The 23,532-nt window shown below is 63.3% G+C and carries 22 protein-coding genes and 1 riboswitch; of the genes, 12 read left to right on the plus strand and 10 right to left on the minus strand.

What is annotated here, in order from left to right; translation table 11 throughout:
• Nucleotides 1–11: 11 nt before the first annotated feature.
• The 4 genes from metF to metK form a co-directional block, all read right to left on the minus strand.
• A complete protein-coding gene (gene metF / locus AC1Q6X_RS09165) occupies nt 12–842 on the minus strand; it encodes a methylenetetrahydrofolate reductase [NAD(P)H] (RefSeq protein WP_492496564.1) in 831 nt (276 codons plus the stop codon).
• Nucleotides 829–1,185, minus strand: a complete 357-nt coding sequence (locus AC1Q6X_RS09170; protein WP_034783534.1) for a phage holin family protein — start codon at nt 1,183–1,185, stop codon at nt 829–831. Before AC1Q6X_RS09170 ends, metF begins: the two co-directional genes overlap by 14 nt.
• Nucleotides 1,186–1,380: 195 nt before the next feature.
• Entirely contained in the window at nt 1,381–2,805 is a 1,425-nt protein-coding gene (gene ahcY / locus AC1Q6X_RS09175; RefSeq protein WP_070289496.1) for an adenosylhomocysteinase, read from the minus strand.
• Nucleotides 2,806–2,829: 24 nt separating this feature from the next.
• Nucleotides 2,830–2,898: riboswitch (S-adenosyl-L-homocysteine riboswitch) on the minus strand.
• Between the two features lie 126 nt (nt 2,899–3,024).
• Nucleotides 3,025–4,191: a methionine adenosyltransferase gene (metK, locus tag AC1Q6X_RS09180; protein WP_070220840.1), complete on the minus strand. Its 1,167-nt coding sequence runs from the start codon at nt 4,189–4,191 to the stop codon at nt 3,025–3,027.
• 188 nt (nt 4,192–4,379) lie between these two features.
• On the opposite strand from metK, the gene AC1Q6X_RS09185 reads away from it, so the two are divergent.
• Genes AC1Q6X_RS09185 through dapF form a run of 3 tightly spaced genes read left to right on the plus strand, consistent with a single transcriptional unit; the run spans nt 4,380 to nt 6,996 of the window.
• Nucleotides 4,380–5,249 carry a lysophospholipid acyltransferase family protein gene (locus AC1Q6X_RS09185; protein WP_492496567.1) on the plus strand — a complete coding sequence of 290 codons (870 nt, stop codon included), beginning with the start codon at nt 4,380–4,382 and terminating at the stop codon, nt 5,247–5,249.
• A complete protein-coding gene (locus AC1Q6X_RS09190) occupies nt 5,246–6,121 on the plus strand; it encodes an LpxL/LpxP family acyltransferase (protein WP_070289494.1) in 876 nt (291 codons plus the stop codon). The genes AC1Q6X_RS09185 and AC1Q6X_RS09190 overlap by 4 nt, the downstream gene beginning before the upstream one ends.
• An 11-nt stretch (nt 6,122–6,132) precedes the next feature.
• Nucleotides 6,133–6,996, plus strand: a complete 864-nt coding sequence (gene dapF, locus AC1Q6X_RS09195; RefSeq protein WP_070289493.1) for a diaminopimelate epimerase — start codon at nt 6,133–6,135, stop codon at nt 6,994–6,996.
• Nucleotides 6,997–7,020: 24 nt separating this feature from the next.
• On the opposite strand, the gene AC1Q6X_RS09200 is transcribed toward dapF, so the two are convergent.
• A complete protein-coding gene (locus AC1Q6X_RS09200; RefSeq protein WP_492496569.1) occupies nt 7,021–8,523 on the minus strand; it encodes a tetratricopeptide repeat protein in 1,503 nt (500 codons plus the stop codon).
• 416 nt (nt 8,524–8,939) lie between these two features.
• Here AC1Q6X_RS09200 and AC1Q6X_RS09205 point away from each other — a divergent pair, with 416 nt between their 5' ends.
• The 8 genes from AC1Q6X_RS09205 (at nt 8,940) to AC1Q6X_RS09240 (ending at nt 16,358) form a co-directional block, all read left to right on the plus strand.
• Nucleotides 8,940–10,028: a porin gene (locus tag AC1Q6X_RS09205; RefSeq protein ID WP_070289491.1), complete on the plus strand. Its 1,089-nt coding sequence runs from the start codon at nt 8,940–8,942 to the stop codon at nt 10,026–10,028.
• 163 nt (nt 10,029–10,191) lie between these two features.
• Complete coding sequence (locus AC1Q6X_RS09210; RefSeq protein ID WP_492496571.1) at nt 10,192–10,869, plus strand: DUF484 family protein; 678 nt, start codon at nt 10,192–10,194, stop codon at nt 10,867–10,869.
• A 7-nt stretch (nt 10,870–10,876) separates the two neighbouring features.
• Nucleotides 10,877–11,824 (plus strand): tyrosine recombinase XerC, encoded by a 948-nt coding sequence (locus AC1Q6X_RS09215; RefSeq protein WP_070289489.1) that lies wholly within the window; start codon nt 10,877–10,879, stop codon nt 11,822–11,824.
• A gap of 136 nt (nt 11,825–11,960) precedes the next feature.
• A complete protein-coding gene (locus tag AC1Q6X_RS09220; protein WP_492496573.1) occupies nt 11,961–13,067 on the plus strand; it encodes a CobW family GTP-binding protein in 1,107 nt (368 codons plus the stop codon).
• Nucleotides 13,068–13,548: 481 nt separating this feature from the next.
• Complete coding sequence (gene dksA / locus AC1Q6X_RS09225) at nt 13,549–14,001, plus strand: RNA polymerase-binding protein DksA (protein WP_034753066.1); 453 nt, start codon at nt 13,549–13,551, stop codon at nt 13,999–14,001.
• A 221-nt stretch (nt 14,002–14,222) separates the two neighbouring features.
• Nucleotides 14,223–14,759, plus strand: coding sequence for an ATP-dependent protease subunit HslV (gene hslV / locus AC1Q6X_RS09230; protein WP_492496576.1), 537 nt, complete (start codon nt 14,223–14,225; stop codon nt 14,757–14,759).
• 37 nt (nt 14,760–14,796) lie between these two features.
• Entirely contained in the window at nt 14,797–16,149 is a 1,353-nt protein-coding gene (hslU, locus tag AC1Q6X_RS09235) for an ATP-dependent protease ATPase subunit HslU (RefSeq protein WP_070220905.1), read from the plus strand.
• 14 nt (nt 16,150–16,163) lie between these two features.
• A complete protein-coding gene (locus AC1Q6X_RS09240) occupies nt 16,164–16,358 on the plus strand; it encodes a hypothetical protein (protein WP_070220858.1) in 195 nt (64 codons plus the stop codon).
• 65 nt (nt 16,359–16,423) lie between these two features.
• On the opposite strand, the gene AC1Q6X_RS09245 is transcribed toward AC1Q6X_RS09240, so the two are convergent.
• Nucleotides 16,424–17,038: an outer membrane protein gene (locus AC1Q6X_RS09245; protein WP_070220860.1), complete on the minus strand. Its 615-nt coding sequence runs from the start codon at nt 17,036–17,038 to the stop codon at nt 16,424–16,426.
• Nucleotides 17,039–17,206: 168 nt separating this feature from the next.
• Here AC1Q6X_RS09245 and AC1Q6X_RS09250 point away from each other — a divergent pair, with 168 nt between their 5' ends.
• Nucleotides 17,207–17,992 (plus strand): helix-turn-helix domain-containing protein, encoded by a 786-nt coding sequence (locus AC1Q6X_RS09250; RefSeq protein WP_070313031.1) that lies wholly within the window; start codon nt 17,207–17,209, stop codon nt 17,990–17,992.
• Here AC1Q6X_RS09250 and AC1Q6X_RS09255 read toward each other — a convergent pair.
• The 4 genes from AC1Q6X_RS09255 to gspE all read right to left on the minus strand — a co-directional run bounded on the left by AC1Q6X_RS09255 (nt 17,965) and on the right by gspE (nt 23,527).
• Nucleotides 17,965–20,223, minus strand: coding sequence for a patatin-like phospholipase family protein (locus AC1Q6X_RS09255; protein WP_492496579.1), 2,259 nt, complete (start codon nt 20,221–20,223; stop codon nt 17,965–17,967). The genes AC1Q6X_RS09250 and AC1Q6X_RS09255 overlap by 28 nt on opposite strands.
• A gap of 68 nt (nt 20,224–20,291) precedes the next feature.
• Nucleotides 20,292–20,858 (minus strand): type II secretion system protein N, encoded by a 567-nt coding sequence (locus AC1Q6X_RS09260; protein WP_099408037.1) that lies wholly within the window; start codon nt 20,856–20,858, stop codon nt 20,292–20,294.
• Between the two features lie 16 nt (nt 20,859–20,874).
• Nucleotides 20,875–22,095 (minus strand): type II secretion system inner membrane protein GspF, encoded by a 1,221-nt coding sequence (gene gspF / locus AC1Q6X_RS09265; protein WP_492496582.1) that lies wholly within the window; start codon nt 22,093–22,095, stop codon nt 20,875–20,877.
• Between the two features lie 10 nt (nt 22,096–22,105).
• A complete protein-coding gene (gene gspE / locus AC1Q6X_RS09270) occupies nt 22,106–23,527 on the minus strand; it encodes a type II secretion system ATPase GspE (protein ID WP_070313032.1) in 1,422 nt (473 codons plus the stop codon).
• Nucleotides 23,528–23,532: the final 5 nt, after the last annotated feature.

Consider the following 23,532-nt stretch of genomic DNA (forward strand, 5'->3'; position numbering starts at 1 on the left):
ATCAGAACGGTTTATTTCACCAGGCGCTGCCACAAGGCCGTCGTGGGCGCCGCCTGGTTCATGCTATAGAAATGCAAGCCTGGCGCGCCGCCTTCCAGCAGGCGTTCGCACAGGCCCGTCACCACGTCCAGGCCAAAAGCCTTGATGGACGCGCTGTCGTCGCCGAAGCTGGCCAGTTTCAGACGCACCCAGCGTGGAATTTCCGCGCCGCACATGTCCGAAAAGCGCATCAGCTGCGTGTAGTTCGTGATCGGCATGATGCCGGCCACGATAGGCACGTTGATGCCCATCTTCTGCGTCTGCTCGACAAACTGGAAATACGCGTCGGCATTGTAGAAGTACTGGGTGATGGCGGCATTGGCGCCGGCCTGCACCTTGCGCGCGAACGCGTTCAGGTCGTCTTGCGGCGAACGGGCTTGCGGATGCACCTCCGGATAGGCGGCCACTTCGATATGGAAATGGTCGCCCGTCTCGGCGCGGATGAATTCCACCAGCTCGTTGGCGTAACGGAACTCGCCCGAGGCGCCGTAGCCGCTCGGCAAGTCGCCTCGCAAGGCCACGATACGCTTCACGCCGGCGGCCTTGAAGTCGGCCAGCACGGCGCGGATCGATGCACGCGAACCGCCGACGCAAGACAGGTGCGGCGCGGCCTGTTCGCCGGCCGCCAGGATTTCGCGCACGGTGTCCAGCGTGCCCTGCTGCGTGGTGCCGCCCGCGCCGAACGTCACCGAGAAATACTTCGGATGCAATTCAGACAACTTGACGCGCGTGGCGCGCAGCTTTTCCGCCCCTTCCGGGGTTTTCGGCGGGAAAAACTCAATACTGAAGTTATGCTTTTCCATCGTCGTTACTCAAAAGTAAGGTCGACAAGGCCCAGGAAATGATGCTGTACAGAATGGCGCCGCCCACGGCAGACCAGAAACTGGCGACATGGAAACCATCGATCACCTGCGCCACCAGCCAGAACAGGAATCCATTGATGATCAAAATGAACAGGCCCAGCGACAGGAACGTCACGGGCAGGGTCAGCAGGATCAGCAAGGGACGGATCAGCGCATTGACCAGCCCCAGCACGGCAGCGGCCAGCAGCGCGGTCCAGCCGCTGCTCATCGTCACCGAGTGCATCAAATACGGGACGGCAAACAGGGCTGCCGCATTGATAAACCAAATCAGTAGCAAGCGCATTTCTCTAGCCTGTCAAAAAAGAGGAGCAAGCCGGCATAGCCGGCCTTTTCAAAGTACACCGATCAGTCTTGTTGCCTCAGGAACCGTAGCGAGCGGATGCGCGGCGTGGCCGAGAAGCGCAGCTGTACGAAGGTACAGCGAGCATCGCCGGCCGCGCCCCGCGCCGCGCAGTAGGTTCCCGAGGCAAGCAACCGATTAATAGCGGTAGTGCTCGGGCTTGTAGGGGCCTTCCGTGCGCACGCCGATGTAGTCGGCTTGCTCTTGCGTCAGTTCCGTCAGCTGCGCATTCAACTTTTTGAGTTGCAAACGGGCGACTTTTTCATCGAGGTGTTTTGGCAGGGTGTACACGCCGACCGGGTAGTTGGCCGTGTTCGCGTACAGCTCGATCTGGGCGATCGTCTGGTTGGCAAACGACGAGCTCATCACGTACGACGGGTGGCCCGTGCCGCAACCGAGGTTGACCAGACGGCCTTCGGCCAGCAGGATGATGCGGCGGCCCGACGGGAAGATGATGTGGTCGACTTGCGGCTTGATGTTTTCCCACTCGTATTGTTTCAACGAAGCGACATCGATTTCATTGTCAAAGTGACCAATGTTGCAGACGATGGCCTGGTCTTTCATGCGCGTCAGGTGATCGTGCGTCAGGATGTGATAGTTGCCGGTGCAGGTGACGAAGATGTCGCCGTGTTCGCACGCGTAATCCATCGTGACCACGCGGTAGCCTTCCATTGCCGCCTGCAGTGCGCAGATCGGGTCGACTTCCGTCACCCATACTTGCGCCGACAGGGCGCGCATGGCTTGCGCCGAACCTTTACCGACATCACCGTAGCCGGCGATGACGGCCACTTTACCGGCGATCATCACGTCGGTTGCGCGCTTGATGCCGTCGACCAGGGACTCGCGGCAGCCGTACAGGTTGTCGAATTTCGATTTCGTGACGGAATCGTTGACGTTGATCGCAGGGAAAGCCAGCTTGCCTTCCTTGTGCATCTGGTACAAACGGTGCACGCCGGTCGTCGTTTCTTCCGTCACGCCCAAGATTTCCGGCAGGCGCTTCGAGTACCAGGTCGGATCGGCCAGCAAGTGCTTCTTGATCGAGTTGAACAGGCAGATTTCTTCGTCCGAACCGGGGTTGGCCAGCACCGACAGGTCGGTTTCCGCGCGCACGCCCAGGTGCAGCAGCAGGGTCGCATCGCCGCCATCGTCGAGGATCATGTTCGAGTAGACAGCCTTGCCGTCCGCATCCGGCCATTCGAAGATGCGGTGCGTGTATTCCCAGTAGTCGTCCAGCGACTCGCCCTTGACGGCGAACACGGGCGTGCCGGCGGCAGCGATGGCGGCGGCGGCGTGGTCTTGCGTCGAGTAAATGTTGCAAGATGCCCAACGCACTTGCGCGCCCAGTGCTTCCAGGGTCTGGATCAGCACGGCGGTCTGGATGGTCATGTGGATGGAACCGGTGATGCGCGCGCCCTTCAAAGGCTGCGCCGCCGCGAATTCTTCGCGGATGGCCATCAGGCCAGGCATTTCCGTTTCAGCAATCTTGATTTCTTTGTCGCCCCATGCGGCCAAGGTGATATCGGCGATGGTGTAGTCGTGTTGCGATTTGAGTACGGCGTTCATCACGCCCTCCTTTCAGTTGAAAAAGGTACGTGAGCGCGGTTGCAGGATATTCCGAGCCTGGCGAATTTCTTCGTCGCAACGCTCCTCGGACGGTGGATTTTAACATCGTCAATGCCGGCGCGCCAGCTTGTTCGCCATGCATTGCCAACTAACAACATATAAAAAAAAAAAGCGCCCGCGGCCAGCTGGCCGGGGCGCTTCTTTTGCAAGCGGGCTAGATTACTTCAGGCCGGCAGCGTCGCGCAGCAGGGCGACCTTGTCCGTGCGCTCCCACGTGAATTCCGGCTCTTCGCGGCCGAAGTGGCCGTAGGCGGCGCTCTTCTGGTAGATCGGGCGCAGCAGGTCGAGCATTTGCACGATGCCTTTTGGACGCAGATCAAAGTGCGCCAGCACCAGCTTGGCGATTTCCGCGTCGGGAATCACGCCCGTGCCTTCCGTGTAGACGGTGATGTTGATCGGCTTGGCCACGCCGATGGCGTAGCTGACCTGCACCTGGCATTGGCGCGCCAGGCCGGCCGCGACGATGTTTTTCGCCACATAGCGGGCCGCATACGCTGCCGAACGGTCGACTTTCGATGGGTCCTTGCCCGAGAACGCGCCGCCGCCGTGCGGGGCCGCGCCACCGTAGGTGTCGACGATGATCTTGCGCCCGGTCAAGCCGCAATCGCCTTGCGGACCGCCGATGACGAAACGGCCCGTCGGGTTGACGAGGAATTTGGTCTCCGTCAGCCATTCGCGCGGCAGGATGGGCTTGATGATTTCTTCGATGACGGCTTCTTCGATCTGCTTGTGCGAGATTTCCGGCGCATGCTGGGTCGACAGCACCACCGTGTGCACACCGACGGGGCGGCCGTCGACGTAGCGCAGGGTTACTTGCGATTTCGCATCCGGACGCAGCCATGGCAGACGGCCATCCTTGCGCAGTTGCGACTGGCGCTCGACCAGGCGGTGCGCGTAGTGGATGGCGGCAGGCATCAGCTCGGCCGTTTCATCGCAGGCGTAGCCGAACATCAGGCCCTGATCGCCGGCGCCTTGATCCAGGTCAATGCCCGCACCTTCATCGACGCCTTGCGCGATGTCCGGCGACTGCTTGTCGTAGGCCACCAGCACGGCGCAACCCTTGTAGTCGATACCGTATTCCGTGTTGTCGTAGCCGATGCGTTTGATGGTTTCGCGCGCAACTTGAATATAATCAACATTGGCGTGCGTGGTAATCTCGCCAGCCAGTACCACCAGACCCGTGTTGCACAGGGTTTCGGCGGCCACGCGGGCGCTCGGATCCTGGGCCAGGATGGCGTCAAGGATGGCGTCGGAAATTTGATCGGCAACCTTGTCGGGATGGCCTTCCGAAACGGATTCGGAAGTGAAGAGATAGTCGTTTGACATTGCAAGCTCCTGATTACTATGTGAATGTTCTGTCGCAGTAAAGAGGATTTTGCCTGCGACGCTTTAGCGATATTTATATTCCGCTTCGCAAGTTGTCTATTAACTCAGCGGTTACTGCATACGTGGTATTTTACGCTTCTTAAAAAATTTTGGCACGGCAACACGCCATTCTTGGAAACAGCTTATACATGTTAGTCCCAATTTTCCGCTTCTTGTCCGTCTTTCCCCTGCCCGTCCTGCATGGCCTTGGCGCTGTACTGGGCTGGGTGATTTACGCCATTTCCCCGTCCTACCGCCGCCGCATGCGCGAGAACATGCAAGGTGCGGGGTTTTCGCAACACTTGCACACGGCCGTGGCCGAAGCGGGCAAGAGCGTGCTGGAATTGCCCTTCATCTGGTGCGCCCCCGCCGAGCGCGTGGCGCGCCATGCGACGGTGGAAAACTGGGAACTGGTGGAAAAAGCGCTGCAGCATGGCCGCGGCATTGTCTTCCTGACACCACACCTGGGCTGCTTTGAAATCGTCGCCCAGCAGATTGCGCTGCGCACGCCGCTCACCGTGATGTACCGCCCGCCCAAGCGCGCCGCCCTGAAACCGCTGATCGAAGGGGCGCGCGCGCGCGAAAACCTGATGCTGGCGCCGGCGAACATGTCGGGCGTGCGCATCTTCGCCAAATGCCTGAAAAAGGGACAACCGATCGGCCTGCTGCCCGACCAGGTGCCGCAGGAAGGCGAAGGCGTGTGGGCCGATTTCTTCGGCCGCCCTGCCTACACCATGACCCTGCCCGCCAAGCTGGCGCAGATGGGCGGCGCCGAAGTCATCATCACCTACGCGGAACGCCTGCCGGGCGGGCGCGGCTATGTCGTGCATTTCGTGCCCTTCACCGAGTCGCTCGACAGCAGCTCGGCCGAACAGGCGCGCACCATCAATGCGGCCATGGAGCAATTGATCGCCCGCAGCCCGGCGCAATACCTGTGGAGCTACAACCGCTATAAAGTGCCGCGCGGCGCGCCGCCGCCCACGCCTGCCACGACCGCTGCCGCCGGGGAGCAGGCATGAGACTGCTGATCGCCTTCATGTGGCTGCTGCACTGGCTGCCTCTGCCCATCCTCGGCCGCTTCGGCGTGGCCGTCGGCAGCGTGCTGTTCATCGCCATGCCGAAACGGCGCGACATCGCCCTGACGAATCTGCGCCTGTGCATGCCGGAACTGACAGAAGCCCAGCGCGTGGCGCTGGCGCGCCAGCATTTCCAGGCCTATTCGCGCAGCGTGTGGGAACGCAGCATCCTGTGGTGGTCATCGGAAGCGCGATTAAACCGCCTGATCAAAAAGGTACCCGCCTTCCCGGGCCAGCAGATCGCTGCCAAGCCCACCATCTTGCTGTGCCCGCACTTCGTCTGCCTCGACGTGGCCGGTGCCGCCACGGCCATGGAAATTTCCGCTTCGTCAATGTACGTGCAGCAAAAGAATGCCGCCTTCGACCAGGCCTTGCGCAACGGCCGTTCGCGCTTCAAGCCGCCCAAGCTGTTTACGCGCCAGGACGGCATCAAGACGATTTTGCGCGCGCTGCGCGACGGCTTGCCGTATTTCATGCTGCCGGACATGGACTTCGGCGAAAAGGATGCGGAATTCGTGCCCTTCTTCGGCGTGCCAGCCGCCACCCTGACGGCCACGGCGCGCCTGGCGCTGGCCGCCAAGGCGCAGGTGATTCCCGTCATCGCCACTTTTTTACCCAATTACCAGGGCTGGCAAGTGACCTATTACCCGGCCTGGGACGATTATCCGGGCGACGACATCACGGCCGCCACGCGCCGCATGAACGAATTCATCGAAGAGCGCGTGCGCGAAGCGCCGGCCGAGTATTTCTGGACGCACAAACGCTTCAAGACGCGTCCGGAAGGCGAAGCCTCGTTCTATAACCAGCACAAGTGATACGGCAGAACATGAAACTCCACTTTACCAAGATGCACGGCGCGGGCAATGACTTCATCGTCATCGACGCCATCAATCAGGACATCGACTTCACGCCGGCCCAATGGCAGCGCCTGGCCGACCGCCGTTTCGGCATCGGCGCCGACCAGATCCTCGTGGTGGAAAAGCCGCGCCTGCCCGGCTGCGACTTCCGCTACCGCATCTATAACAACGATGGCGGCGAAGTGGAACAGTGCGGCAACGGCGCGCGCGCCTTCGTCAAGTTCGTCAGCGAAAAAGGCTTGTCCAGCAAGGCCAGCATCCGCGTGGAAACTATGGCCGGCGTCATCGCGCCGCGCCTGGAACTCGACGGCAGCATCACGGTCGACATGGGCGCGCCCGTGCTCGAGCCACAGCTGGTACCGTTCGATGCGGCCGGCCTCGCCGGTGTAGCGCAAGGCAACGACACCTTATGGCCGCTGGACCTGGCCTTGCCGGGCCACGCAGCTTCCGTGCTGGTATCCGTCGTCTCGATGGGCAATCCGCATGCCGTGCAAGTGGTCGACGATGTTGATGCGCAAGACCTGGAAGTGACGGGCCCGCTGATCGAGCACCACCCGCGCTTTCCCCGCCGGGTCAACGCCGGCTACATGCAGATCGTCGACCGCCAGCACGTGAAACTGCGCGTGTTCGAGCGGGGCGCGGGAGAAACCCTCGCGTGCGGCACGGGCGCCTGCGCCGCTGCCGTGGCCGGCATCCGTCGCGGCCTGCTCGATTCCCCCGTGCGCATCAGCGCGCGCGGCGGCGAACTGTCGATCGCCTGGCAAGGCCCCGGCCAGCCCGTCCTGATGACGGGCCCGGCAGTGACCGTGTTCGAGGGCACGATCGAGCTGTAGACGGGTGAAGGTCAGAAGTAAAAGTCAGGCGGCCAGGAACTGCTGTTCCTGTACCACATCGAGTTCCGCCAGATAGCACTTCAGGCGATACAGGCGCTGCCGGTAATTGCCTTCCGGCCCCGCCACGCCGCAATCGACGCGCTCGAACAGGCGCACTACCTGATCGAGCAGCTGGCGCTCCTGCGCCGTGCGGACCAGCACGAGGCGCCGCTTGCCGCGGCCATGCGTGGCGCTGATATCGATCAACAGACAATGGCCCTGGTCGGCCGCGTGGATGTCGAGCAGCAAGGCCTCGGCACGCGACAGATGAAAGCAGCGCGCCAGTTCCAGGCGCGCCGCCAGCAGGGGGTGGTTCTGGCCCAGCTGGCGCCCATGCCCGTCGGCGTGCATGGCGGCGCACTGGCCCCAGTCGCCGGGCTCGCCTCGAGGCGCGATTTTCGCCAGCGCCGCCTCCGCTTCACGGCTGCCTTGCGCCTGCGCCTGCAGCAGCCAATACGCGGCGCGCACATCGTTGTTGACGCCGTCGCGGCGGTTACGCCAGGCATGCATGCCGCACTCGAGCTGCGCCGGCCCATGCCCCAGGTCGGCCGCGCGCTCCAGGCAGAAATGCGCTTCGACGACATTGCGCTGGGAAAATTCCGGTTTCGTATAGATGCGCGACAGCACGAACCAGGCTTCGGCCAGTCCCTGCTCGCCCGCCTGCGTCAGCCAGCGCACGGCACGCTTGAAATTGGCGGCGCCGTTGCGCGTGGCCAGGCGCTGGCCGTGCGCATCCATGCGCGCATAGCCGAGTCCCAGCTCCAGCTGCGCCGTGCGGTCGCCGCCATGCGCGGCCAGCTCGCAGCACTGCCAGCCCTCGGCATCGCCGCCTGGCGCCAATGCCTGGGCGCAACGCGACAGCAACAGCACCTGCTGAGCGTCGAGGGCGATCGTGCGCGCCCCGGCGGCGGCCTGGCGCTGCAGCAGCTCGCGCGCCAGCGGCAAGCCTTGCGACAGAAAACCCGCATGGTTGCCCTGGCGCCAAGCCTGCTCCAGCCAGGCGTGCAGCGGCGCGTCGCCATCGAAGGCCTGCTCGCCAGCCACGCTGGTGGCCGGCCCCGGTGTTGCCGATGATTTTTCTTGTAGCGACAACAACCATTGCGCATCGGGCAAGCCGGCGCGTACGGCAGCGTCCAGCGCCACGCGCGCCTTGGCGCGCAAGGCTTCACAGTGACTGGCGGCGTTGCCCAGCACCAGTTGCGCCAGTACCAGGCCCGCCTGCACCAGGCCCGCATCGAACGCTTGCGCGTAATACGGAATCAGCGCCTTGGCTGCCGGTTGCGCGACTTCAAAAGGCACGTGGGTGCCAATCAGCCGGCACGCTTCCTCGCTATCCTCCTGGGCCGCCCGCGCCAGCCAGTGCAAGGCCGTCGGCAAGCTTTGCGGCACACCCTGTCCAAACAGATACACGCGTCCCAACGCCAGTTGGCAAGCCACGTCGCCAGCACGTGCCCCCTTGATCAATCCTAATGTTTCGCGATTTGCCATCGATTCTCGATATTGAGTCAATGATTCTAATAATAGTGAGTCGTCTCCAGGCCCATCAGTGCAGGCCGTCCCTTAGTGTAACGTCCTTGTGTCGTAAATCCGCCAAAGCGACCGCAAGAACTTGATTCAACGCAACAATCCCTCGGCCTGGACATGCCAAGATTGCAAGGCGCCGCTACGGTGGCGATGGGAGAACCTTGTCCATCGGCGCAGGACGGGCAGAAATCGCGCGTTACAAAAATACAACAGGGGCATGCAGTTATGCCGCTTTTCACCAATCTTTTCACGCATATTTGACCAATCCCGCGCGTCTTGCGCGCCGACGAATTAAGGTTCATTCATCGAAACGCGACAATCAGCGCATTTCAATCTGCTCGGATCTCGGACGGAACTCACTTTTAAATAGGGAAGAAGACATGAAAAAATCACTCGTTGCCCTCGCACTCTTCGGCGCCTTTGCCGCAACCGCACAAGCGCAGTCGTCCGTCCAAATCTACGGCACGATCGATGCAGGCCTGGGCAAAGCGACTGGTTCAACCACCGCTGTCACGAAGCGCGACAACAACAAACTGGGCTTCAAGGGTACGGAAGATCTGGGCAATGGCTTGAAAGCTATTTTCCAACTGGAAATTCGCTATGAGTCCGACACCGGCACCATTGAAAACACGTCGGGCAACAACTCGCGTCCACTCTTCCAGGGTCAAAGCCGCGTCGGCCTGCAAGGCGACTTCGGTACCGTACGCCTGGGCCGTGGCCTGACCGCATACCAGGAAGTGAGCACCTCGTTCGAACCATGGTCGGGCATGCCTACGCCAGCCGGTTTTCAGACCGACCTGACCGTCGCCGGCTACACCAGCGATCCGCTGAGCGCACCAGGCAACTCGCGTAACCGCTTCTCGAACGCCGTGTTCTACAACACGCCAGTGTTCAATGGCTTCCAGCTCAACGCCACCGTTGCTGCCAAGGAAGCTAATAACAACAGCGCAGTGCCAGCGCGCGCGCCGGGCAACTCGGTAACATTTGCTTCGGGCAACCGTGCCGTGGCAGCCAACGTGGCGCCGACGTCGACCCCGTACTCGATCTCCGCAACGTACACCTCGACTGGATTTGCTGCCATGGCTGCCTACGAGCGCAATGGCTTGCAAGCCAAGCTGTGGTCGGTTGCCGCCTCGGTCAATCCTATTCCTGAGCTGAAAGTCATGCTGTCGATCCAGCACCAGAAAGATGATGACTTCAAAATCATCAATACCGGCACCAAATCGTGGGTACTGGGCGCCAACTACGACGTAGGCCCAGGCAAGATCCGCGCCGGCTATGGCCAGAAAACGCCCGATGGCGTCGTCAAAACCAAGCAAGCATCGCTGGGCTATGACTACAATCTGTCGAAGCGCACCTACGTCTATGCAGATATCTCGAACAAAAAAGCCGCTGTTGCTGACAGTATCAACTACAACGTTGCGAAAAGCGTCAACTACGTCGGTATCGGCGTACATCACAACTTCTAATGGCATCGCGCGTCTCCCGCGACGGGTGACGTGACTCGCCAGACGGAGCAAGGCGGCATGGGCAACCATGCCGCTTTTTTCATGGGCGCACGCTTTTGCTCCATATTGCGGCGCACTCTCGGTTAGAATCAAGTGTTCATCCTTCTCTCTTCTGACACTATCAATGACCGCCACACTCGATTCCAGCACCGTCGCCCAGTACCTGAGCGAGCATCCGACGTTCTTCGAAGAGCATACCGCGCTGCTCGGCGAGGTCAAGCTGAGCAGCCCGCTGACGGGACGCACCATCTCGCTGCAGGAGCGGCAGATGGAAGTGATGCGCGACAAGTACAAGGCGCTCGAGCTGCGCATGTCCAAGCTGAGCCGCCTGGCCGAGGAAAATGGCGATATCGCCAGCAAGTTCCACGGCTGGAACCAGGCCATGCTGCAAGTGCGCAACGATGCGGACATGCCGCGCGTGCTGGTCGATGCCTTGCAAAGCAATTTCGACGTGCCCTACGTCAGCCTGCGCCTGTGGCAAGTACTGCCGGAACACGCCGACGGCTGGTTCACGGAAGATGTGACGGCCGACGTGCGCATGTTCGCCAACAGCCTGCAAACGCCGTACTGCGGCAGCAACCGCGATTTCGAAGCCGTGCACTGGCTGCAGGCTGACAAGATCGAATCGACCGTCATGATCGCCCTGCGCGCCCCGAACACCACGGGCACCTTCGGTTTGCTGGTGCTGGGTTCGCCGGACAGCGAACGCTTTACCTCGAGCATGGGCACGGATTTCCTCGTGCATATCGGCGCCACAGCCGGCGCCGCCCTGGCCGCGCTGCGCGCCGGCACGCCTGCCTGAATCAGCCATGCATGCGGCGCGCGGCAAGGCCGAGTGGCTCGATGCCTACCTGGCGCAGCTGGCCACGCAGCGCAAGCTGTCGCCGCATACGCTGGACGCTTACGGGCGCGACTTGCGCGCCTTGCTGGAACTGAGCGGCAATACGCCGTGGACGGCGCTGGCGCACAACGAAGTGCGCCGCTACACGGCCAAGCTGCATGCCGGCGGCCTGGACCCGCGCTCGATCGCCCGCAAGCTGTCGTCGTGGCGCGGCTTTTACAACTGGCTCAGCGGTGAAACGGCGCTCGACGCCAATCCCGTCGACGGCATCCGCGCGCCCAAGCGGGCCAAAACGTTACCGAAAGCCCTGTCGGTGGACGACGCCGTGCGCCTCGTGGCGCCCGCGCAACACCAGCAAGGCGCTGCCGAGCCGGAGCAACTGTGCAACCGCGCCATGTTCGAGCTGCTGTATTCGAGCGGCTTGCGCGTGTCCGAACTGACCAGCCTGGACACCCATTACTGCAAGGCCGAGAACGGCCGGGAGTCTTCGCTGGGCTGGCTCGACATGGCCAGCTTCGAAGTCATCGTCACAGGCAAGGGCAACAAGATGCGCAAGGTGCCCGTCGGCAAGGCGGCCCTCGTGGCCCTGACGGCCTGGCTGGCCGTGCGCCCGCCAGCGGCCGATGGCAGCGCTGCCTTGTTTCTCAGCACGCGCGGCACGCGCATCTCGCCGCGTGTACTGCAGCTGCGCCTGAAGGCGCACGCGCTGGCGACCGACATTCCCGCGAATGTGCACCCGCATGTGCTGCGCCACTCGTTCGCTTCGCATGTGCTGCAATCGTCGGGCGACTTGCGCGCCGTGCAGGAAATGCTGGGCCATTCCAGCATCACCTCGACCCAGGTCTACACGGCCCTCGATTTCCAGCACCTGGCGCACGTATACGACCAGGCGCACCCGCGCGCCAAGGTCAAGTAGGCCGCGCTCGTTGGCCAGCCTGATCCATATCAAGCGGATCGGCGCGCATTTGCAAGCTTTTGCAAAATTCCGGCATAATCGTCCGCATTCTTCCGCTTGCGCGGCGGCACCATCGATTACAGCATAGGCATCTCTCATGGCACTGATTCCAACCACCATCCTCACCGGTTTCCTCGGTGCCGGCAAAACCACCTTGCTCAACCGCATACTGCAGGAAGACCATGGCATGCGCATCGCCGTGATCGAAAACGAGTTTGGCCAGGAAAACATCGACAATGACATCCTGGTGCAGGATAGCAACGAGCACATCATCGAGATGAACAACGGCTGCATCTGCTGCACCGTGCGCGGCGACCTGATCGTGGGCTTGACGGAACTGGCGCGCAAGCGCGACGCCGGCCTGCTGGCGTTCGACCGCGTCGTCATCGAAACGACGGGCCTGGCCAATCCCGGCCCCGTGGCGCAGACCTTCTTTGTCGACGAAGAAGTGGGCAGCCACTACATGCTCGACGCCATCATCACGGTGGTCGATGCGCGTCATGCGATGAAGCAACTCGATGAATACGAGGAAGCCCAGCGGCAAGTGGGCTTTGCCGACAAGCTGCTGCTGTCGAAAACCGACCTCGTCAGTGAAGACGACGTGGCCGCCCTGACGCGCCGTTTGAAACGCATCAATCCCCGCGCGCCCATCGCCAAGGTCGATTTCGGCCGCGCACCGCTGGCCGAAGTGCTCGACATCCGCGGTTTCAACCTGAATGAAAAACTGGAGCTGGACCCGGATTTCCTGGAGACAGAGACGGCGCACGTCCACGATCACGACCATGCGCACGACCACGAGCACGCACATGAACACGGCAATGAGCACGGCCATGAGCACGCGCATGAGCACAGCGACGCCTGCTCCACCGATTGCGGTCATGCCGACCACCACCATGCGCAACACAGCGACGACATCGCCGCCTTTGTTTTCAAGAGCACGCAACCGTTCGACAGCGCCAAGCTCGACGAGTTCCTCGGCGGCCTGGTGCAAGTGTATGGCCCGCGCATGCTGCGCTACAAGGGCGTGCTGCTGATGCAGGGCGCCGAACGCAAGGTGGTCTTCCAGGGCGTGCACCAGCTGATGGGCAGCGACCTGGGCGCCAAATGGGGCGAACACGAAGTGCGTGGCAGCAAAATGGTCTTTATTGGCAAAAATCTACCAAAAGACATTTTTATTCGCGGACTCGAACAATGTTTGGTATAAACTAGCCGGGTTTTGCAAAGTATCCTTTGCAAAGCAGAAACAAAAGGGAAAGTTAAGCACGCTTTCCCGCTGCCCGACACCGATCTTGCTGGCATAAACCAACAAGTAGCCGTCCCTGATCGGCTAGTCAACAAATCGGGATGGCAATATAAGGCAAAGCGTGCCAAAATCAGCGACGAAAACGGCCCATGTCGTTAGCCTGTCATGAAATGCTGGCAAACTGCCGCTGGCCGCATGCCAGGCATGCAAGCGATCCACCCAACACGCCCGTTGTCGCGCACAGAGCGCGATTGGCATAGAGCGGTAAAAAGTTATCAACATGGCACCATGGCCGGCCGGTAGTCCTGGCTTTCGCCGGCAAGCCAAGGTCGCACGCAGTACAGCGGGACAGCAATGCCAAGCGGAACCTGTACAGTTGCTCGGTATCGCCGCGTCAACTGATCAATTTGAAAACTCTGTCGTATCGAAGGTAAGCGAAGTTATGACCAAAACTAATAAATCGACCCCGGCCGCCAACCAAGACATCCCTCTCATCAGCGAAGACCAAATTCGCGCCATGAGCGAAGATGACTACATGAATCCGGCACAACTGGCATTCTTCAAGGCGCGCCTGCAGCAGCTCGAGAAAGACCTGCTGAAAAACGCCGGCGAAACCACGGAACACTTGCGTGAAACCGTGCTCGTACCGGACCCTGCCGACCGCGCCACCATCGAGGAAGAGCATGCGCTGGAACTGCGCACGCGCGACCGCGAACGCAAATTGCTGAAGAAAGTACAGCAATCGATCGCCAGCATCGATGCCGGCGACTATGGCTGGTGCGAAGAAACGGGCGAGCCTATCGGCATCCCGCGCCTGATCGCCCGTCCGACCGCCACCCTGTCGCTGGAAGCCCAGCAACGGCGCGAACTGAAGCAAAAGCTGTACGGCGACTGATCACCCCTCCCCTTGCGCGGCCGCCCAAGCGGTCCCGCGCTGGCGATAAAAAGCACACGACTCCGGTTGCGTGCTTTTTTTTCGTCCCGCGCCGACTACACTGAAGCAAGCACGACAGCGGCACATGCCGCTTGCAATTGCCTTTTCCATCCCCACGTTTGAACCATGGGCGCGCAATCGCATGGCCTTGCACGCATCGGCACGAATCTTTTGAGGTCACTATGGAACAATTTCACGGCACCACCATCCTCTGCGTCCGGCGCGGCAAGCAAGTCGCCCTGGGTGGCGACGGCCAGGTAACGCTCGGCAACATCGTCATGAAGGGCACGGCCCGCAAAGTGCGTAAGTTGTATCAGGGCAAGGTCCTGGTCGGCTTTGCCGGCGGTACCGCCGACGCTTTTACCCTGCTCGACCGATTTGAAGGCAAGCTGGAAAAACACCAGGGCAATTTGCTGCGCGCCTCCGTCGAACTGGCCAAGGACTGGCGCACCGACCGCGTGCTGCGCCGCCTGGAAGCGATGCTGCTGGTGGCCGACAGCGAGTCGACCCTGGTCATCACGGGCAATGGCGACGTGCTGGAACCGGAAGACGGCATCGGCGCCATCGGCTCGGGCGGCGTCTACGCCCAATCCGCCGCCAAGGCGCTGCAGGAAAACACGGATTTGTCGCCGGCCGACGTGGTCAAGAAATCGCTGACCATCGCCGCCGAGCTGTGCATTTATACGAATATGTCGCACATCATCGAGACGCTCGACTAAGCGTCCGCGAGCAAAGAATAGAAAGCCAACTATGATCATGAACATGACCCCGTCGGAAATCGTCACCGAACTCGACAAGCACGTGGTGGGCCAGGCCAAGGCCAAGCGCGCCGTCGCCATCGCCCTGCGCAACCGCTGGCGCCGCCAGCAGGTGGCCGAGCCCCTGCGCCATGAAATCACGCCCAAGAACATCCTCATGATCGGCCCCACGGGCGTCGGCAAGACGGAAATCGCGCGCCGCCTGGCCAAGCTGGCCGAAGCGCCCTTCATCAAGATCGAAGCGACCAAATTTACGGAAGTCGGTTATGTGGGCCGCGACGTCGACACCATCATCCGCGACCTGATCGACATCGGCATCAAGCAGACGCGCGCGCTGGAAATGAAGAAAGTGCGCGCACGCGCCGAAGATGCGGCCGAAGACCGCGTGATCGACATTCTCGTGCCGCCGGCGCGCGACTTCGGCTTCACGCCGAATACGGCGGCGGCCGTGGACACGGGCAGCGGCGACAGCACGCGCCAGACCTTCCGCAAGCGCTTGCGCCAGGGCGAGCTCGATGACAAGGAAATCGAGATCGAGCTGGCCGAGGCGGGTCCGCAGATGGAAATCATGGCGCCGCCGGGCATGGAAGAAATGACGGAGCAGATCAAGTCCATGTTTTCGGGCGTGGGCGGGCAGCGCAAGAAGGCGCGCAAGGTCAAGATCAAGGAAGCGCTCAAATTGCTGGTCGAGGAAGAGGCGGCCAAGCTGCTCAACGAAGATGAGCTGAAACAGAAGGCCATCCAGAACGTCGAGCAGAACGGCATCGTGTTTTTGGACGAAATCGACAAGATCGCCTCGCGTTCGGAATCGGGCGGCGCCGACGTCTCGCGCGCCGGCGTGCAGCGCGACCTGCTGCCGCTGGTCGAGGGCACGACCGTCAACACGAAATATGGCATGATCCGCACGGACCACATCCTGTTCATCGCCTCGGGCGCCTTCCATTTGTCGAAGCCGTCGGACCTGATTCCCGAGCTGCAGGGGCGCTTCCCCATCCGCGTGGAGCTGGAATCGCTGTCGATTGCGGACTTCGAGCGCATTCTGACGAGCACTGACGCCTGCCTGACGATGCAGTACGAAGCCTTGCTGGCGACGGAAAACCTGAAACTGCAATTCGCGCCGGAAGGCATCACGCGCCTGGCGGAAATCGCCTATTCGGTCAACGAGCGCACGGAAAACATCGGCGCGCGCCGGCTGCACACGGTGATGGAAAAACTGCTGGAAGAAGTGTCGTTTACGGCCAGCGAAGGCAGCAGCAGCACGGAAAACCTGCTGGTGATCGATGCCGCCTACGTCAACGAACGCCTGGAAGCGCTGTCGGTCAACGAGGACCTGTCGCGCTACGTGCTGTAATCAAGGAGGGACCGATGGCAAACAAGGCATTGGCGACGCGGCAGAAAATGCAGTTCCGCGTCGAACCCTCGCAAAAACCGCGCAACCCCGTCGCCACGGCCGCCCTGCAGCGCACGGCCGGGGCGCACGTAAAGACCGTGTCCGGCCAGCGCCAGCAGGAAAAACGCCTGCTGGCGAAATTGCTGTTGAAAGTCGAGACGGACAAATAGGCCGCCCGCGGACACCCTTTTCATAGGGCGTCCGCCATCAGGCCATCGTCTGCTGAACGTCCCCCTTAGAAACGGTAGGACGCGCCCAGCGAAAACATGTCGACCTTGGTCGTTTGCTTGCTGCTGTATTTGACCGGCACGCGGTCCCAGTCGAGGTGCAGCGACCAGTTCTGGTTCAGCGCATACGCCGCGCCGATGCCGTAAGTCAGGCCGATCTTGTCCTTCTTGTCCGAACCGCCGCCCAGATAATCGACCTTGCCCTGCGTGTACGCCGCGCCGGCGCGCCCGCTCAGGGTAAAGGCGTCGAACTGGTAGCCGAGCACGCCCTGGATGCCGAGGCCCGTGAACTTGCCGCGGCCAGCGCGCTTGCCGGCGTCCGTATCGAAGCCGGACTTGACCTCGCCGCCCATGTACCCCACCAGCTCAACCGAAGGCAGGGCCACGCCGCCCTGAAACGGCAACGCGTCGAAACTGTAACCCAGGTAGGCCTTGCCATTGCGCTTGCTGCTTTTGTCGCAATCGCTTTGTCCGGCGATGCAATCGAGGCCTGTGCTGGCGCGAAAGCCGTAGCTGGCGCCCGCATAGAAGGGACCCGGCGCCGGTTCGGCGGCGGCGGCGTGCAAGGGAGCGATGGCGGCCAGCGCCAGCAGCGCTGCGGGGAAACGGAAAGATGGGAACATGGATAACCTCTACAAGTGGATGGATTGCCTGGTTGTAGCGCGCTGCGCGAGCCACAAGCGGGAGTGTCATCGCTTTTGCCGAAAAGTACTATCACCTTGTGCAAAGTTCCATTAAGGGCTACATTCGGTACCGCCACCCGCTACCAAACTTACCAAAAAGGATATTCCGTGAGTTCACCTGAACTGGTTTTGCGCGTGCTGCGCACCCAACTGCGTGCCGCCGGCATCACGTACAAGGTATTGGCCGAACGCATCGGCATGAGCGAGTCGAGCGTCAAGCGCATGTTTGGCCAGCACGACATGTCGCTGTCGCGCCTGGCCCTGATCTGCAAGGCATCGGGCATCGCCATGGAAGACGTGCTGCGCGGCGCGGCCGACATCACGCCGCATGCCGACACGCTCACCCTGGTGCAGGAAAAGTCGCTGGTGGCGCATCCGCGTCTGCTGCTGGTGGCGATCTGCTGCCTCGGCCACTGGAGCCTGGAGCAGGTGGTGGAAACGTATGCGCTGACGCAGGCCGAATGCATCGGCTGCCTGGCCGAACTGGACCGCCTGGGCTTGATCGAACTCAAACCGCTGAACCGCTACAGCCTGCGCGTCTCGAACGCCTTCCACTGGCTGGCCGACGGCCCGGTGCAACAGTACTTCCGCGAACACGTGGTGGCCGATTATTTCAGCGGGCATTTTGACGGCGCCGGCGAGACCCTGATGTGCATCCCGGCGCGCCTGTCGCTGTCGAGCGCGCAGGAGCTGGTACAGAAGATCCGCCAGCTGGCCGAGGAACTGGCGCGCCTGCATCAGAACGACCGCCGCCTGCCGCCGCAGGAACGCGACGGCTTTACCCTGCTGCTGGGCTTTCGCTCATGGGAATTTGCCGCCTTCACGGCCCTGCGCCGCAGCTCGGCGTCCGCCGCCCCGGCGGCGCCTTACCAGACCGGTCCCAGGAACAGGTAAAGCGTGCTCTCGCCGCCCTTCGATGCGCCCGAGGCCACGTACACGGGACCGAAGCGCGTATCGACCGAGATGAAGGCGCTGCTGGCCTGCGTGAACTTGGTGGCTTTCCAGCGCTCGCTCTGATCGAAGCCGCCGCCCATTTCCAGCGAAAAGCCGGCCCGCACGGCGCCACCCAGGGTGCTGGGCAGGGAACCGATGCGGCGCGCCATCACGAAGCGCGCCAGGGCCACGCTGCGCCCCGTCACCGACTCGAACTGCGTACCGGACAGGCGCAGGAAGCCGCCCAGGCTGAGCGGCGCCTCGCCCCGTTGCGCGCGCGCCCATTCGCCATACACATGGCCGGCCCAGTTGCCGCTGCCAAACGCCTTCAGGCCCGTGATGGCGGAGCGCCCCAGGCCCGACTCGCCCGTACCGGTGGTCGCGGAGCGCGTCCAGGTGGCGTCGAACAGCACGCCGCGCGTGGGGAAACCGGGCGAATCGAGCGTATCGACGCGGAACTGGACGAACTGGTTGGTGCCCAGCGCCCGCTCCTTGGGATAGCTCGGGTCGGCGGGGATGCTGACGTCCGCCTTGACTTCGCTGCGCGTGACGCCGAACTGCAGATCGCCCCAAAAACCGAACTGGCGCCCCAGCACCAGGCTGGCGCCCTGGCCGCTGTAGGCGACGCGCGCATTGCGCCGTCCCTTGTCGAACAGGTCGACCGCCTGGGAGGTGTACTGGAACGATGGCGCGATATACCACGGGTTGCCGGCGCCCAGCGGCTGCCAGTACTGCACCCCGAAATTGCGCGCCGTGCCGATCTGCACCATGCTGCGCAATTCGCCGCCCCAACTGTTCAAGTTCGAGCGCACATGCAGCAGCTTCAGGGCAAAGGTATTGCTGTCCCTGAAATCGCTGGCCATTTCCAGACCCACGCGCAAGCGGCTGCTGGCCCACGGCGCTTCGACCGCCTTGATGGTGACGGCGCGCTGCTCGCCTGCGTCGACCACTTCCGTCTCCACGCGCGCCACGTCGCCGCGGCCATACAGCCTGGCCGCCGCCTTGAGCACATCTTCCTGGCTGACGGCCTGCCCTTCCACCAGGCCCGATTGCGCCTGCAGGATGCGCGGATTGATATCGCCTTCGCTTTCCACGGCCAGGCGCGTGAGCGGCAAGGCCACGTCCAGCAGGGCCGGCGCCGCCAGGCGCAGCTGCTCGCGCGCCGCATACTGTTCCGGCGACAGCGCCAGCGGCGCCAGGCGGGCGGCCAGTGCCTGCGCCGCCTGTTCGCCGGCGCGCATGGCGCGCGCATAATTCTCGAAGTCGAGGAAACTGACGCCCGTCAGGTTGGGCGCCACCAGGATGTCCTGCGGCTGCAGCTCCTTGAGCGAGCGCTGCACGTTCTGCTCCGTGAGGATCTGCAGCATCTGCTGCGCCACGCCGATGGCGCTGCCCAGCTCTTTTTCCGGCGCCAGCGGCGTGCCCACGTTGACGGCGATGATGATGTCGGCGCCCATGGCGCGCGCCATGTCGACGGGCAGGTTGCGCACCAGGCCTCCGTCGACCACCAGGCGGTTGTTCACGCGCACGGGAGCAAACACGCCCGGCACGGCCAGCGAGGCGCGCATCGACAAGAACAGGGGCGTATCGACCAGCTCCACCAGCTCGCCATTGACCAGGTCCGACGCCACCGAGCGGAAAGGCAGCGGCAGCTGGCTGGCGGGACGGTCGCGCATGCCGGCCGGCAGCAGCCGGTTCAAGGCCATTTCCAGGGCCGCATTGCTGGCCGCCGCCGGCGGCGTGGAAATGCCGTTGCGGCTGGTGCCGAACTCGATGCGCGACGGCAGCAATAAATCTTCCTCGCGGCGGCGGAACGCCAGTTCGTCGCGCGGCGGCCGGTCGGCCACCACGCGCGCCCAGTTGGTCTCGCGCGCCATCTTTTCCAGGTCCGCCACGGAAGCGCCGGCCGCATACGCGCCGCCCACCACGCCGCCCATGCTGGTGCCCACCACCATGTCGATCGGCACGTGCAGCTCCTGCAGCACTTTCAATACGCCGATATGCGCGAGACCGCGCGCGCCGCCGCCCGACAGCACGAGGGCGATGCGCGGACGCGCCGGCGCCGGCGCAGAAACGGCCAGGGCGGGAGCGGAGGAAGCGGAGGCAGCGGGGACGTCGGCGGCGGCGCCGGCTTGCGGCAAGACGCACAGCGCCGCCACGCAGCCCGCCAGGACGGCACGGATCGAGAACATGAAGACTCCTGTCGCGACGGCGGCATGGCGCCATCGGCAAAATACGATAAGAACAGCGTTAATTGGCGTTAATTCGACGGCGGCGGCGTACTGGTCGTCACCTGCGGCGGCGCCGGCATCACGGTCGCCGGACGCTGCTGTTCCATCGGCAGCGGCGGCGGCACCAGGTTCGTTGCCGGCGCGGGGGCCGGTGCCGGCGCGGGGGTGGCGGACACCGGCCCCGGCAAGGCCAGCGCCTTGTCGTCGGCCACCAGGTCGATGCGTTTGCTTACGCCGCCATCGCGCAGCAGCACGTGGCGCGCATGCACTTCCAGCACCGTCACGCCGGGCACCACCTCGGCGCCTTCCGGCAAGGCGACGGAGGGCTTGCCATCGGTCGAGATGATGGCCACGCTGCCGCGGCCATTGCCGGCGGCGACCACGCCCTTGAGCTGGTAATTGCTGGCCGTGGCCACGCTGACCTGGCCGCCGAACAGCGAGGCGCCCGCCTCCACGCTGGCGTCCTGCACCACCGGTACGGCCGGTGGATTGATGGGGCGCTGCGGCGCCTTGAACAGCTGCATGGCCCAGTAGGCCAGCGACACGGACAGCGCCACGACGGCGAGCAAACTTGTAAATTGAGGCAAACGCTTCATGGCTTCCTTGGTTTTCTTATCTGACGAGCTGATTGATTTCGATAATCGGCATCAGCACGGCCAGCACGATCAGCAGCACCACCACGCCCATGGCCAGGATCAGGGCCGGCTCCAGCAGGCCCGCGATGGTCAGCGTGCGGCGCTCCAGGTCCTGCTCCTGCGCGCTGGCCGCGCGTTCCAGCATGGCCGGCAGCTCGCCCGTGATTTCGCCCGCGCGTATCATGTGGATCAGCATGGGCGGAAAATGCTTTTGCGCCGACAGCGCGCGCGCCAGGCTCACGCCTTCGCGCACGGCGCCGCTGGCATCGCTCACCAGTTCCTGCATCGCCACGTTGGTCAAGGTGTCGCGGCTGGTGTCGAGCGCGCGCAGGATAGGCACGCCGGAACCCGTGGTAATGGCCAGGGTGCTGGCAAAGCGCGCCGTATTCAGGCTGCGTTCGAACTTGCCGTACAAAGGCGCCGTCAGCAGCCAGGTATGCCAGCGCCGTTTCAATGCCGGCTGCTGCAGCGCGCGGCGCCAGGCGAACCAGGCGCCGGCGAGCGCAATGGCCACGACGATGCCGTAGTTGCGCACGAAGTCCGACAGCGCCAGCATGATCACGGTCAGCATGGGCAGCTTTTGCTTGGTATTGGCGAACACGGAGACGATCTGCGGCACCACGTAGGTGAGCAGGAAAATGACGATGGAAAACGCCACCACCGTGACGATGGCCGGATAGGTAAACGCCAGCTTGACCTTCTGCACCAGCGCATTGCGCCGCTCGATATAGTCGGCCAGGCGCGAGAGCACGCGCGACAAATGGCCGATCTGCTCGCCCGACGCCACCAGTGCCCGGTAAATCTCGGCGAAATCGCGCGGATGGCGCGCCAGCACGTCGGAGAACGCGGCGCCGCCGATCACTTCGGAGCGGATCGAGGCGATCAGGTCGCGCAGATACGGCCGCTCGGCCTGTTCCAGCAGCGCGGAAAACGCCTGCTCCAGCGGCAGGCCCGCTTCCAGCAAACTGGCCAGCTGGCGCGTAAACAGCGCCAGCTCGGTGCTGGACAGGCGCTCGCCGAAGCCGCGCCGCCTGGTGACGCCGGCGGCGTCGACCTGCGCGGCGATCGCTTCGACGGCCAGCGGCACCAGGCCTTGCACGCGCAACTCGGCGCGCGCGGAACGGGGACTGTCGGCATTGAGCACGCCCTTGCGGGTAGCGCCCTGGGCGTCGACGGCTTCATAGCGGAATGCGGGCATGGTGGCGGGCCTAGTCTTTGGTCACGCGCAGCAATTCGGCCTGCGTGGTGGTGCCGTCGCGCAGCCAGCGTTCGCCATCGTCGCGCATGCTCGTCATGCCGTCCTGCAGGGCGACGGCGCGCACTTCCGCTTCCGACGCGCGGTTGTGGATCTGCGCGCGGATCTGCTCCGTCGTGCGCAGCAATTCATATACGCCCACGCGGCCCTGGTAGCCCGTCTGGCCGCAATGCTCGCAGCCGACCGCCTGCCAGTACTGGCCATCGAAGGTCTTGCACGCGCCGCACAACTTGCGCACCAGCCGCTGCGCCAGCACGCCCAAGAGCGACGACGACAGCAGGAACGGTTCGATGCCCATGTCGAGCAAACGCGTGACGGCCGCCGAGGCGTCGTTCGTGTGCAGGGTCGCCAGCACCAGATGGCCCGTCAGCGACGCCTGCACGGCGATCTGCGCCGTTTCCAGGTCGCGGATCTCGCCGATCATGATCACGTCGGGATCCTGCCGCAAAATCGCCCGCAGCGCCTTGGCAAAGGTCATGTCGATGCGCGGATTGACTTGGGTCTGGCCCACGCCGGCCAGGTCGTACTCGATCGGGTCTTCCACCGTCAGGATATTCGTCGTCGTGGCGTTGAGCATCGACAGCGCCGCATACAAGGTCGTCGTCTTGCCCGAGCCGGTGGGACCGGTGACGAGCACGATGCCGTGCGGCTGCGTGATCAGACCATCGAACTGCGCCAGCATGGGCGCGCTCATGCCCAGGTGCTGCAGGTCGAGGCGGCCCGCTTCCTTGTCCAGCAAGCGCAATACGGCCCGTTCGCCATGTCCCGTGGGCAGGGTCGAGACGCGCACGTCGACGGGTTTGCCGCCCACGCGCAGGGTGATGCGGCCGTCCTGCGGCAGGCGTTTTTCCGCGATGTCGAGCTGCGCCATGATCTTGATACGCGAGATCAGCGAGCCGTGGATGGCTTTGCGGGGACGCACCACGTCGCGCAGGCTGCCGTCGATGCGGAAGCGCACGACAGACGTTTGCTCGAACGGCTCGATATGGATGTCGGACGCGCCTTCGCGCAGCGCCTGCGTCAGCAGCGCGTTGATCATGCGGATGACGGGCGCGTCGTCTGACGATTCGAGCAAGTCCTCGATGGCCGGCACGTCCTGCAGCAGCTTGGTGAGATCGAGGTCGGCGTCGAATTCATCGGCCATCTGCGACGCATCGCCGCCGCCGCCCGCGTAGGCGCCGGCAATGGCCGCATCGAGCTCGCCGCGCGGCAGCACCGTCAATTGAATCTGGCCGAAACGGCGCGACACTTCGGCAATCGCCGCCGGCGCCGTCGATGCGGCCACCAGTACCTCGACGGGGGCGCCGTCGACGGCGCCGGGCCGGGCCAGCAGGCCGAAATCGCGCGCGTAGGCGTAGGGAAGCAGATTGCTCATGACTG

The organism is Janthinobacterium sp. GW823-FHT06H09 (assembly GCF_058794735.1).